The sequence below is a fragment of the Mycoplasmopsis arginini genome, from assembly GCF_900660725.1.
In the GTDB taxonomy this organism is placed as follows: domain Bacteria; phylum Bacillota_I; class Bacilli_A; order Mycoplasmatales; family Metamycoplasmataceae; genus Metamycoplasma; species Metamycoplasma arginini.
Genome location: NZ_LR215044.1, coordinates 346,568 through 359,980 on the forward strand (window position 1 = coordinate 346,568; position 13,413 = coordinate 359,980).

Consider the following 13,413-nt stretch of genomic DNA (forward strand, 5'->3'; position numbering starts at 1 on the left):
TTATAAGCACCTCATTTATTTATTTCTTAGTTTGAAACGCGCGATTATTTTTTCCCTTTGTGATAAAAAGTTTTGAAATACTTCTTGGAAAAAATCATAAGTATCCTTTGATAATCTAATTGCACTGTTTAATATTTCATAATAATCTTTAAAATTATCATTAATTTCCAAGTTTGTAATTTCATTTATAAAATTAATATTAGTTTCAATATTTAGAACTCCTAAAATAATATACTCTGTTAGATTAATTATTAACTCATTTTTTCCATTTGTTAGTTTATCATAATCATCTTGATTAACTAAGTGTAAATATTCGTGAGTTATGCTTTTAAATTTTTCTTGCAAATCTAAACTTTTATTAATTCAAATAGTTTTTGTATTTAATGAATGAACTGCTTTTAGATTACCAAATTTAGAATATTTATTCATACTTCTAAAAAAGTCTTGAAAGTCTAATTCTTCAACTTTTATCTTTTTTAAAGTTTCTAATTTTTTAATAAAAAAGTTTAAGAAAAATTCATCAATTAAATAATTTTTTTCATAAAAATCTCTTATATGATTCTCTAATAAATTCTGATCAAACAAAGAAGTTTGAGATATATCATATACTTTTTGTATTTTAAAATTATCAAAAATATTATTGTCTTTATTTGTTGCAAAACTTGAAATAATTTGAAGCGGATTATCAACATCTATAACTTCTCCACCCATTTTCTCTCATTCACGTTTTGTTCTAACATCAGAAACCGTAGTTAGTTGATTATTTAGAAAAATTGTATTTATTAAATTAAAACGAAAATAAGTTTTTAAAGCGCTGTTTAAAATAAAAGAAATTAAAGGTAACGAATTTTTACTTTCACTAATTAAATCCTTTACTTCTAAAATTGCTTGTTGAACTTTTTCGTGGTGTTGTTTCTTTTGAAATTCAAAACTTTTAGACTTGTCATATGAAAAATCTTCGTCTAAAGCATTTCCGTTAAATTCATTATTACTCATTATTTATCTCCTTATTTACATTCATTGAACATATTAATTTTTCTCTTGAATCCTCAAGCTTAGAAACTGCTTTTAGAAATTCATCGTTAATATTAATATCAGTGTGCTTAATATCAGCAATTTCTAGCCTATTATAAAGTGTTTTTTCATCGTGGATGGAAAAAGATAATGGTTCCATTTTAGAAAAGTCTCACGTTTCGTTATTATCGATTGTGATATAACTTGTATTATGTTCATAATCAGCATACTTTAAATATTCATAAGCTGGTTTAAGATTTAATAAAATAGGCTTATTGCCGCCCGATGAAATAATTGTCGCATCAGCATCCTTATATTTAAGATCTGATATTGACATTAAAGTTTCTTTTGATTCTGATATTGTAATTGAAGTATTATCTTTATTTTTTGTAGTAGATTCTCTTTCTACTATTTTTTGTCCTAAACTTTCAGAAAAGGCTTTCAAAGTTTCCATACTATTAGTTTCTAATAAATATGTTAATCTAGCCTGGGAAATAATTGCCTTCCCACTTTTTCCACTAATAGTATATTTTTGAAGTTGTTCATAATCTTGAATAACTAATAAAAATAGAATATTTCTAGAACGGGAAATAGCCATTCAATCAGGAATATTAGGTAAATATAAGCTGTTAAATTCTTCTAAGTAAAATTGAAGCATTCTTTTTAATTTTTGTGAAGGTAAAGAATTAGCATAATCAATCGCCTCTTGATAAATTTGAGTTATTAATAAACTAATTAAATTATTGTAAATATCTTTATGATCAGGAAAACAAATAAAAATAACAAATGGTTTACTAACATCTCTAATTGTTTTACGAATACTAAAAGTAATATTACTTGTAATTTTATTAACATTTAAATTAGAAGAGAAAACTTGTACAGCTTTATAAGCGTTAGCTAAGTATCCAGATAATGTTTCTTTAACCGTTGAACTTAAAGCGTAAACCTCATCAAAAAGTTTTTTTCAATAAATATTTTTTGTTTGTTTTCAAAAAATAATTTTAAGTCAATAACCATCCTTAAATTCCTTTAAGTTTAAAAAAGGTAAAATGTTAGCTAACGTAAAATATTTAAGTTCAAATTTTGGATCTTCTAAAGAATAAATTAATAAAAACTTTAATACAGCAACAACAGCATTCTTCCCGTTATCAACTCAAATAGTACTTTCAGAAGAATTAGCACTATTACCAAAATTTAAGTTATTTACTATTTCATATATTTGCTCGAAAGCTAGTGAATAGTCGATATCAGTTAAATCCTCTAATTTTTTTAAATGTAAAGTGTTTCATATTTTTTCTAATGGATTCCAACATAAAGACTTTTGAAAATCATTAAAATCAAAAACCGTGATGTTATAACCATTTTCTAGAAACATATTCCCCGTTCTGGAAAGTATTTGTTTTTTAGGGTCGGTAATAATAATATTAGGTTTTTTATCATTTTCTAATGTTGCATTATAGTGTAAATTCGGAATAACTACTTTTTCTGTTTTTTTAGACCCGGAAATTCCTAAACAAATTGCATGAGCATCTGAGTTATTAACATAATAGTTAAATCTAGTTTTCTTCAAGGCTAAATTACCAAGAATAAAATTAGGAATTCTTAACTTAAACTTCTTTTTAAACTTATTAAAGTTTCCTTCTTGAGTTATTTGATTATAAAGCCATTGTGAAAACTCCTCATCACGTTTCTTCGCTATTTTATTTTTCAATTTATTAACAACCATATGAAAATTAAAAATTAACATAAGCAAACCAGAACCGATAAAAATAAATAATATTCCTAAATTACGATAGGTGTTGTTAATCTTTCAAAAATTTAAAACATCATTAAAATAACTTCTTTTTTGTCCTATTCACTCGGAAACTAATTTAAAACTTTTGGTTTGAATAAATAGCATTAATGTTGCTATCAAAAAGAATGCTACAGCCGGTCAAATAACAAAAGAAAAAATAGAACTTAAAATTATTTTAGTTTTATCGTTTAAAACAGTTCGTTTTTTCATTATTGTAATTGTCCTCTAACCTTAATATTTTTATTAAACTTTGCTAAAGCATCTCTTTTTTGTTGAAAATAAATATTATCAAGTTCTCATTCTCATTTTTGCATTAATCACTTTATATCAGAATTATTATCATTATTTATAAAAGCTTTAAACTTCGGTAAGTCAAAATTTTTGCAAGCTTTCAAAATTAAGTTTCCAAATTGGTTTTCTAGTTCTTTCTCTTCATCAGCTAGAAATTTATCTAATAAACTTTTATTAAAATTATCATTAAACTTTTGTTTTTTAATATCCTTAATATGGTTTTTATATATGTCAAATTGGCTTTTAAATTCAGGATTAGCTTCAGAAGCATAATCAAAGACTTTTCATATTGCTTCCTTAACTCTAATATTTTCTTTTGCTTTGCTATAAATTGGATGATTATCTTTTAAATAAGTTTTAATAGTATTAATATCTTTTGAAATAGAAAAATAAGTATTACTTAGTTCAAAAATATTTTTTAATGACTTTCTATCTGACCAAATTTCTTTTTTAGTATCTAATAATTTATGATATTCCTCATTTTTTGTTAGTTTCTTTAATATAAGCTCTCTAAAAATAAACAAACTTGATTTTTTGAATGTTCCCTTGCTTCGATAATGATTATTAACATTAGAAACTTTTTCCCAAAATTGTAAATGTAAGTGTGGGAACTCGGTGTTGGCGTGTATTACCCAATGACCAGTTATATTATTAGGATTTATATTATTATTTTGCAAAAGTGATTTTAAATTATCATTCAAAATATCATTTCACTCAAATTTATCGATGCAGAAGTTATTTACAGCATTCTCACCAAGATTAATTATCATCTCCCAAACATTTTGCTTTGTGCTAATTTTACTTAAAAGTTTTTTCTCTTCAGTTTTATCTAGATCAGTAGGATCATCAGCAAAAAGCCGATATAAGCCTGATTTATTTTCTAAACTTTTATTATTTTCAGCAACTTTACTATTTAAAAATTCTCTTCAGCTTAACTTAGAAGTTTTAAATTCGTCTTTTAACATACTTTTATTTACATTATCATCTTGTAAATAAACAGCTGAATCTCTAGTTATATAATCTAAATGCGTTCCGGATGTGTAAAATTCAAAATCATGTACAAAGCCAGTATCCTTATTTGCTTTTTTTCTTAAACCAAATTTAGCAAACTCTAATTTCATAAATGTATTACTTTTTATATTATTCATTATATATATCCTTTATTTTCTATTTCTATTAATTTATATATATTTCTTACTGTTAGATAATTTATGTTGCTAATTTTGACCTCTTAAATAAAGAATCAAACACTTCTTAGTAATTTTCCTCAAAAAGTTAACACTAAAATAACGGTTTCTAAAAAACCTTCTTCAAGACTTAATTTAAATTACTTATTAAAAACAGCGGCTTGGAAGGCGATAAGCCATATGGTGGTTTTGGTAAGAATTGCACTTACTATTTTCTTTAAAAATAAAAACTAGCTTTTCAAAACTATTTCCCACTGTTTTTTAAAGTTTTTAAAAATAACTTAAATTCGCATTAACATATAAACTTTTGTTGAGAATCCTCAACCAACAAACTTCTTGTAACAAAAACCCCGATATGTTTTTTCTTCAAAAACTTTAAAATTTTCTCTTACAACATTAAATACTTGGTTAAATAAAACAAGCAAATATTTACAAACATTTTTTCTTAATTTATAAATTTTATGTCTATTTCATCCAAAATTACTAAAGTATCCAGTTTGGTAATAAATTTTTGTTTGGTTTCTCTTAATTGTGAAACGTTTTCCATTAAGTTTTTTTGACTTAAATTTTAAATTTATATGCATTAAAGCGGTTTCTAAACCATTTAGTAAAAACAACTTAATATTGTCGTCTTTTTTAATAACGAAATATTGCTCATTTTTACGTCTTAAATTTTTTCTCTTTAATGTAATAACCCCGTTTTCGAAATTAACAATTTTCATTTTACATAATTTTCTAATTGCTAATTTTAAACTAGTCTTTTTAAAACCAAAATTTAATAAAACTTGGAATGTTATTTTTTCAATTTTTAGCTCTTCTTTTACAGACTTTTTAGATAGTGCTAAAAGCATTAAGAAAAGCTCTAACAAAACCTTATTAGTTTTTAGCTCTTGAACATAGCTTTCAGAAATAATTAATTTAGATAATGTTTGAATTAGATAAATTGCTTTTGCTGATAATTTATCATATTTCTTTTGTTTATAGCTCTTATATCATTCGTTGTTGATATCGATTATTTTTCTTTCTGATCCAGATGCGTTGTAGTAATCTAATACCTTGCTCATAATTTACTCCAAAAATTTTTATTTTTTTTGTAAATGCGGGCCCAAACTATGATATAATGTATGCAGGTTTGTTGGGGCTGTTTGGCTCCACATTTTTTTTATTTATTTTTTTACACAAATTAAAGACGTTAGGGTTTTCGTGTTAAAAAATAAAGCCACCGAAGTGGTGGCTCTTTTTTATTAACACACTTATTTTTTACACATCCAAATTAATAAATTTTTCTTTTTTATATTTTCTTCTTCTAATTCTTCTTCTAATATTTCTAAAATTGCGACGGTCTTCAGCTTTTTCTCTTTCCTGGAAAAGCCTTGATCCTAATTTTAATATATCATTTGTTTTATTATCAATAATTGACCAACCAACTGATGCAATCCCTAGGTCAAATCCAATTGTCACATCTTTTTTATTCATTTTTATAACCTTTCTAATAATAATACTATTATTTAATTATATGGCTTTTATATACTTTTTTTGAAGTTATGCAATAAAAAAACCCGCTAGGCGGGAAGTTCGGCGGACTTTTGTAAAAAAGCGCCTTGTTTTTGTGCGTACAATTCCTTATTAGAGTAAAAATTTTTGTTTTGTACAAACTTATTATATCAAAGGATTTGAAAATGAATAAAAAAATATTAGAAATTAGTGAATCGGAATATGTAAGCTTATTTTTGAATAATTTAATTATTAAACAAAAAGAAGAAAAGATAATTATTCCAATAAATAATATCGAAGTGATTATTTTTGAAAACGAAAGAACAAATATATCCATTCCTGTAATTAACGAATTAGTAGATAAAAAAGTAAATATAATAATTTGCAAAAATCATTTACCAAACTCTATTATTGTCCCTCATAATGGTTATTATGATAATAAAGTTTTTCAAAATCAAATTAAATGAGATATAAAATACAAATCATTAATTTGACAAAAAATAATAAAACTAAAAATAGAAAATTCTTTATACAATTTGACTTCATTAGATTTAATTAATGATATAGACATACAAAAAATGAATAATTATATTTTAAATGTTGAAGATTACGATAAAACAAATAGAGAAGGTCATGCAGCAAAATTATACTTTCAAATTTTATTTGGAAATGGTTTTACAAGAGAAAGAAATGCAGAAGATAAAATTAATATTTATTTAAATTATGGTTATTCAGTGCTATTAAGCTTAATTGCAAGACTTATTTGTTCTAAAGGTTTAGATAATAGAATATCATTATTTCACAAAAGTTTTAATAACAATTTTCCTTTAGCATGTGATCTTATGGAACCTTTTAGATTTTGAATTGATAGAATTGTATTTGATTTTTATAAAGAAAACTTCGGAAAAACTTTTCAAGAATTTAAAGAAACCTTATTTAAATCATTTAATAAATATATAGTTTATAAGAATAAAACTATTAAATTTTCTAGATACATTGACATTGTTATTAATGAGTTACTAAATTTAGAAGAAAGTGAAACAGAAATTGATTAAGGTGTATACAAGAGAAATGCGTATTTTATTAATGTATGACATTTATTATAATAACGATGAAGACATAAAAATGTACAATAAATTTGTTGATTATTTATATAAATTAGGTTATATAAGAATCCAGTATTCTATTTATGCAAAAATTTTAGCTACACATACAGAATATGATAGTGAGAAAAGAAAAATATTAAGATTAATACCTAAAAATTCTAATGTTAGAATTTTGCTATTAACTGAAAAGCAATATCAAAACATGGAAATATTAAACGGTGAAAAAGCAAAAAATGAAATTTATAATTTAGAAGAGGAGTATATAAGATTATAATGTGAAATTTTTTTAATGATATTAACTTTAACTTAGAGACTAAATACAACTTTAAGATTGTTGAAGAAGATAATACTGATTATTTAATTCGTAATTTAATTGATTATGAGAATAATACAAGTAAAAAATCAATAAGAATAAATGAAAATACTTTCTCAATAAGAGATTGTTTAATTATTAGTAATTTATCCTACGTATCAGATATATTAAATTCAATAAGCAAGTCATGAATCCAAGAAAAAATTAATAACAATGAAAATTGAAATACAAATATTATTTTAGATCAAGAAAAAGTAGATACAATTATCGAACAAATTAATTTAAAAATTGGTTTTGAATATTTATTTAAAGATATAGATAACAATAAATTAATAAAATCAATATTTACTATTAACGAAAAACTTTTAATTAGTAAAAATAATTTATTAAATATATTAGATATTTTGAGCTCATCAAATTTTAAACCATTAATTATAGTAAAAGACTTAACATATATTAATATCGAAGAACTTATTAAATATAGTAATTTAAATTTTTTAATTTTAACTTCTGATTTTACAAAATATATTCAAAGTTATAATCAGTTAGAACTAGTAAGCTTTTATAATGGAGAAATTCTTTTTGATATTAAAAGTTGTACTCCAGTAATTAATTTTTTTGAAAATATTAAAAATAAAGAAATAAAAGAAAATGAAAATTTTTTCTTAAATAAAGAGGAGGAAAAACAGTTTAAATTTAACTTTTTTGACATAAAAAAGAGTTTTTTTGAATAAATGACATTTTTGTGCTGTACAATTTCTTATTAGAGTAAAACTCAATTTCAGACAAATAATATGCTGGATCTATTTTTGTGCTGTACAATTTCTTATTAGAGTAAAACAATAATTAAAAGGTTTATAAAAGGCAAGCGATTTTTGTGCTGTACAATTTCTTATTAGAGTAAAACATTAAAGAAAATAAAGAAGGAGAATAGAATATTTTTGTGCTGTACAATTTCTTATTAGAGTAAAACTTTTTTATCATCATTTTTTTTACCTAATTTATTTTTGTGCTGTACAATTTCTTATTAGAGTAAAACACCGTAAAGGGAGAATCACCGTCAGTATTGATTTTTGTGCTGTACAATTTCTTATTAGAGTAAAACAATAAATCACTCATCAGGATTATTATAACCATTTTTGTGCTGTACAATTTCTTATTAGAGTAAAACTATTTAAATAATTCCCATTAATATAGTCATATTTTTGTGCTGTACAATTTCTTATTAGAGTAAAACGATTCCCTTGCTGAACCTAATAAATAATCCATTTTTGTGCTGTACAATTTCTTATTAGAGTAAAACGAATAATAAAAGTACCATCTCAATTTATGTATTTTTGTGCTGTACAATTTCTTATTAGAGTAAAACAAGGAAAATGAGTTGGCGCCTTTAAATGAATATTTTTGTGCTGTACAATTTCTTATTAGAGTAAAACTTCAATACGTGTGGATATTGTGATCATTGTATTTTTGTGCTGTACAATTTCTTATTAGAGTAAAACGATATTTATTGAAGATTGTTTGGATAAACTATTTTTGTGCTGTACAATTTCTTATTAGAGTAAAACTTTTTAAAGCTTCATAACTTTCCTGATTATATTTTTGTGCTGTACAATTTCTTATTAGAGTAAAACTAAAGAATTAAAAGAGGTTATTGAATGGTAATTTTTGTGCTGTACAATTTCTTATTAGAGTAAAACAAATGTCTTACAATTTGCTTTTGCTGAGCCATTTTTGTGCTGTACAATTTCTTATTAGAGTAAAACATAATACATCGGTGTAGTCGAAATAGTAGTATTTTTGTGCTGTACAATTTCTTATTAGAGTAAAACAAAAAAATTAGGTAGTTACGAACAAGACGTATTTTTGTGCTGTACAATTTCTTATTAGAGTAAAACGAACTTATTCTCTATTAGTTCAGCGTAAGATTTTTGTGCTGTACAATTTCTTATTAGAGTAAAACTATATTCTATTAGAATTGCGAACATTACTAAATTTTTGTGCTGTACAATTTCTTATTAGAATTAAAAATTAAAAATATGACACCAGTTTACTTTCGTAAGCCGGAACTATAATGAACCCCAAAAGTTTTTCCAAATTACTTGGTCCAACTTTTGGGGTTCATTATATTTTGACTCTTTTTTTATTGACGTTCTTATTTTTTACACATCCTTTTTATAATTCCTTGATATAATAAATCAGCATTTAAATATATTAAAAAAAATAAGAAGGAGAATAAATTTTATGTTTTTTAAAATAAATAAAAAACGCGGAGAATCAAGCTTTTTTGCAATAAAAAAATTTGCAAAACTAAATAACATAAAAAAAATTGGGCACAGTGGAACATTAGATCCATTAGCTGATGGACTTTTAATTGTAGCTACAGATGAAGATACAAAAACTCTTTCTTATTTAGTAAATGATACTAAAGAATATTATGTAAAAGCTACCTTGCATTGCACTTCGAGGAGTTATGATGAAGGTGAAGAGGTTATTTATTTAGATAATAAAACTAAAGTTACCAAAGAACAAATTGAAGACGTTTTGAAAAAAATTCAAAAGCAAACTAAACAAATTCCGCCAATTTTTTCAGCTAAAAAAATAAATGGCCAAAGAAGTTATGATTTAGCAAGAAAAAATATTGAAGTAACTTTAAAAGAGTGCGAAATTAAAATATATGAATTAACTTTAAAAGAGTTTAATTTTGAAACACAAACTTTTGCAATTTATGCCAAAGTTTCAAAGGGTACATATATAAGGTCTTTAATTCATGATATTGGCTTAATGTTAAATACCGATGCCGTTGTTAATATATTAAGAAGATGTGCAATTGGTAAAATAAAATTAAATGATAGTTTAGAATATGAAAAAATAGTTGATATAAAATCACTTTTTAATGTAGAATTATATACACTTAATGATTTCGAAGTTAAGCTGATAAAATCAAAAGTGCTATATCTAGAAAGATTAAAAAACATAAATAATAAGGGCATTTTTATTTATAAAAATCAAATAATTGGTTGTGGGATAATAAAAAACGGTTTAATAAACTTTAATAAAGTTTTATTCAACCGTATATTTCAAAACCCCTAACCTAAGGAGGTAAATATTATGAATAATAATTACAAAATGATTGTTTTTGATATCGATGGAACATTATTACCTTTTGGTATCGATGAATTAACACCACGTATGAAAGAAATGTTTCGTAAATTAAAAGAAAACGGCTATATTAACGTATTATGTTCAGGTCGTGATATTTTTACTGTAGGAAAACAAATTCATAATCCATATGTTGATTATTTTATTGGCGCAAATGGTACTTTTATCCTTGATCTAAAGACTAATGAGTATATTTTTGAACAAACAATTGAATATAAAGATTTTGTAAAGTTTCGTGAGTTCGCTAACAAAAACCAATTATCATTTTCGTTTGTCGGTGATAAATGAGGTTATTATAATGATTTGTTTAATATCAATCACTGATTCTATTTGCCTTATAAGGATAAATTTATTTCTGAAAAAGAATTTGAATCAAAAGATGATAAGAACTATTTGATTACAATAAGTACAAATAAACCAGAAGAATGAGCAAAAAAGCTTAATGAATTTTTTGAACTAAATGATATGAATATGTGGGTTTTAGCTACATGAAATGGTGGAGTTTTCCTTTCATCTAAAGGTATTACTAAGGCTGTTGGGTTAGATATTTTAGGGAATCTTTTAGATATTAAACCCGAAGAAATGGTTGCTTTTGGTGATTCCGAAAATGATATTGAAATGCTTCAACATGTTGGATTGGGCGTTGCTATGGGAAATGGAGAAGATGTAACTAAGAATGTTGCAAATGAAATATGTTTGCCAGTTACTGAAGATGGTCCATATTTTAAATTAAAAGAAAAGGGATTTTACGACTAATGTCGTAAAATTTTTATTTATTTATTAATTAAAGTAAAATTATTAATATGAAAATTTTTGAATGAAACTTTAAAGAAGATTTTGAAATCAAAGAAGATTTGATAATGGTTTTAGGTAGTTTTGAAACATTACATTTAGGGCATTATGAATTAATTAAAATTGCAAAGGATATAAAAATCTCTAACCCGCAAACAAAATTAGCAATTATGATTTTTAATAATACTTACAAAGGGGCTTTAGGTTTAGATAAAAAAGCAATGCAAACCCAAACTAGACTTTATACATTATTTAATTTAGGTTTTGATTTTGTTTTTTTAGCTAATATAAATAAAGAAAATCTTAATGTTTCACATGAAGATTTTTGTAAAAATTTATTATTAAACAAAGTAAAATTTGTAATTTGCGGTAAAGATTTTAAATTTGGTTTTCGTCGTTTAGGAAACATTGAATATTTAAGTAAATTCTTTAATGTTACAGTTGCAAATGAAAGAAAAATTCAAAAAAGAAAAATTTCTTCAACCCTAATTAATGAATTGATTGAAGAAGGTAATATTTTTGCCATTAATAATTTATTAATTGAAAAGTATGCTTTTATTACTAACTTTAACAAATTTAATTTTGCCTTCCCGAACAAAATTAAGAAGATAAAACCTGGAATTTATATTGCTAACTTTGTTATTGATGATATTGAATATCACGGCTTAATTAAAATAAGTAATGATCAAAATAATGAAAATGATAATTTAGCTTTTTTATTAGATTTAGAAATTATTCCAAGTAAATATCAAGATATTTTCGTTGAATTAGAAGCTTTAATCAGACATATTAATTTAGATCATGAAAATGAAATAAGAGATAATGATATTGAATTAACAAAAAAATGATTTATAAATAAAAATTAGGTTTAGCTATAAAAGCTTAAAAAACCTAATTTTATTTTATTTTTTTTGCTAGATTAATAAATTCATAAGCATTCAATGAAGCCTTTCCTACTAAATATCCACTTAAACCTTCTACTTGCTCTAGTAAATCAATACTTGAACAACAAACCGATCCTCCATATAATATTGGAATGCTTTTTTCTAATAATTCATGAATGAAGTCAACAACTTTTTGAATGTGTTGTGCTTTTGGGGTAATTCCATTACCTATACAATAAACTGGTTCATAAGAAATTAAAATGTTTGAATAATTATGAACATTTTTAAGTGCGCTTTTAATTTGCTTTTCTAAAACTTCAAAAGTTTGATTAGATTCAAATTCTTCTAATGATTCGCCAACGCATAAAATCGCGGTAATATTAGTGTTTTTTAATTGTAATATTTTCTTATTAATAAGTTCATCAGTTTCATTAAATAACTTTCTTCTTTCACTGTGACCTACTAAAATAAAATCAATATTTGCTTCTTTAGCGACATTTAATGAAACTTCACCGGTATATGCACCATTTAATTCATGAAAAATATTTTGTAATCCAAATAAGTAATTTCGAGTTTGATTATTATATGAAATATAAGTACTATCAAAAGAAGGGGCAATTCCTATTTTAAGATCCTTTAATTCTTGCTTATTTTCAGAAATTAAATATGTTAATGCATCAATATATGATTCAACTTCTAAAAAAGTTTTATTCATTTTAAAATTCCCAATTAAGTATTTCATGTTAGACTCCTTTTTTATAATAAAATTAATTTTCTAAAACTTTTTTTCTAACTTAAATGTAAAGATAATAATCCAACTAATAAAACTAGTGATGATATCCCTATAATCAAAAATGAAGCTAAATTAGTCGATTCTGTTAAATATTTGTTTTTTTGCTTATCATTTTGCTCTTTATTATATAAGTTTCTTTCCCTATTTAAAATTTTATCTTTTTCAAATTGATTCATTGAAACTGTATATTTAGCCTTGGCACGCGATGATATACGATGGTTATGGTAAATATTAATAAAATAGAATGCAAGTCCTTTACCAAAACCTTTCTTTATTAAAATAACAAAAATTGGAATAGCAATAAACAAAACACAACCAACAGTTATCGCATTTGATCATGTCATTACCTTACTATCCTGTTTCTTAAAATAGCCTGTTAAAAAAATTAATAAAGACATTAAAATAAGAGAAATAAAAAAGTATGCAATATTTCCTTTGCTTCAGCTACGGCTTCAATAATTATTTGATCTTAGTTTTGGTTTTTTCTTTAAATTATTTCTCATTTCTTATCCTTTTAATGTATAAATTATACTTAATTAAAAAGAATAATTAAACAATTAAAAACATTAGGCCATTATTAAT

13 protein-coding genes and 1 CRISPR repeat array are annotated in these 13,413 nt (G+C 23.9%); of the genes, 6 read left to right on the forward strand and 7 right to left on the reverse strand.

Annotation, left to right across the window (positions count from 1 at the left end; genetic code table 4):
* Positions 1-15: 15 nt before the first annotated feature.
* From EXC38_RS01575 to EXC38_RS01595, 5 genes are all read right to left on the reverse strand, one after another.
* Positions 16-996 carry a hypothetical protein gene (locus EXC38_RS01575; RefSeq protein WP_129694598.1) on the reverse strand — a complete coding sequence of 327 codons (981 nt, stop codon included), beginning with the start codon at positions 994-996 and terminating at the stop codon, positions 16-18.
* Positions 989-3,019, reverse strand: a complete 2,031-nt coding sequence (locus EXC38_RS01580) for a type IV secretory system conjugative DNA transfer family protein (RefSeq protein ID WP_129694599.1) — start codon at positions 3,017-3,019, stop codon at positions 989-991. Before EXC38_RS01580 ends, EXC38_RS01575 begins: the two co-directional genes overlap by 8 nt.
* A complete protein-coding gene (locus EXC38_RS01585; protein ID WP_129694600.1) occupies positions 3,019-4,248 on the reverse strand; it encodes an integrative conjugal element protein in 1,230 nt (409 codons plus the stop codon). Before EXC38_RS01585 ends, EXC38_RS01580 begins: the two co-directional genes overlap by 1 nt.
* 320 nt (positions 4,249-4,568) lie before the next feature.
* Positions 4,569-5,351, reverse strand: a complete 783-nt coding sequence (locus EXC38_RS01590; RefSeq protein ID WP_129694601.1) for an MAGa4850 family ICE element protein — start codon at positions 5,349-5,351, stop codon at positions 4,569-4,571.
* A 196-nt stretch (positions 5,352-5,547) separates the two neighbouring features.
* A complete protein-coding gene (locus EXC38_RS01595) occupies positions 5,548-5,799 on the reverse strand; it encodes an RRXRR domain-containing protein (protein ID WP_318025088.1) in 252 nt (83 codons plus the stop codon).
* A 167-nt stretch (positions 5,800-5,966) separates the two neighbouring features.
* Between EXC38_RS01595 and cas1 the strand changes: the two genes are divergently transcribed.
* From cas1 to EXC38_RS01625, 6 genes are all read left to right on the forward strand, one after another.
* A complete protein-coding gene (cas1, locus tag EXC38_RS01600; protein ID WP_129694603.1) occupies positions 5,967-6,836 on the forward strand; it encodes a type II CRISPR-associated endonuclease Cas1 in 870 nt (289 codons plus the stop codon).
* Positions 6,829-7,161 carry a CRISPR-associated endonuclease Cas2 gene (gene cas2 / locus EXC38_RS01605; RefSeq protein ID WP_040543496.1) on the forward strand — a complete coding sequence of 111 codons (333 nt, stop codon included), beginning with the start codon at positions 6,829-6,831 and terminating at the stop codon, positions 7,159-7,161. The genes cas1 and cas2 overlap by 8 nt, the downstream gene beginning before the upstream one ends.
* On the forward strand, positions 7,161-7,934 hold the full coding sequence (locus EXC38_RS01610) for a hypothetical protein (RefSeq protein ID WP_129694604.1): 774 nt from the start codon (positions 7,161-7,163) through the stop codon (positions 7,932-7,934). Before cas2 ends, EXC38_RS01610 begins: the two co-directional genes overlap by 1 nt.
* A gap of 5 nt (positions 7,935-7,939) precedes the next feature.
* Positions 7,940-9,230: direct repeats of the CRISPR family, unit length 36 nt; unit sequence ATTTTTGTGCTGTACAATTTCTTATTAGAGTAAAAC.
* Between the two features lie 214 nt (positions 9,231-9,444).
* Entirely contained in the window at positions 9,445-10,293 is an 849-nt protein-coding gene (truB, locus tag EXC38_RS01615; protein ID WP_129694605.1) for a tRNA pseudouridine(55) synthase TruB, read from the forward strand.
* Between the two features lie 18 nt (positions 10,294-10,311).
* The gene (locus tag EXC38_RS01620; RefSeq protein WP_004414534.1) at positions 10,312-11,118 is read left to right on the forward strand and encodes a YcsE-related riboflavin metabolism phosphatase; all 807 of its coding nucleotides are present in this window, start codon (positions 10,312-10,314) and stop codon (positions 11,116-11,118) included.
* Between the two features lie 47 nt (positions 11,119-11,165).
* Entirely contained in the window at positions 11,166-12,020 is an 855-nt protein-coding gene (locus EXC38_RS01625; protein WP_129694606.1) for an FAD synthase, read from the forward strand.
* Between the two features lie 31 nt (positions 12,021-12,051).
* On the opposite strand, the gene tpiA is transcribed toward EXC38_RS01625, so the two are convergent.
* Both tpiA and EXC38_RS01635 read right to left on the reverse strand, forming a co-directional pair.
* The gene (tpiA, locus tag EXC38_RS01630; RefSeq protein WP_129694607.1) at positions 12,052-12,780 is read right to left on the reverse strand and encodes a triose-phosphate isomerase; all 729 of its coding nucleotides are present in this window, start codon (positions 12,778-12,780) and stop codon (positions 12,052-12,054) included.
* Between the two features lie 47 nt (positions 12,781-12,827).
* Positions 12,828-13,334: a hypothetical protein gene (locus EXC38_RS01635; protein WP_129694608.1), complete on the reverse strand. Its 507-nt coding sequence runs from the start codon at positions 13,332-13,334 to the stop codon at positions 12,828-12,830.
* Between the last annotated feature and the right edge of the window lie 79 nt (positions 13,335-13,413).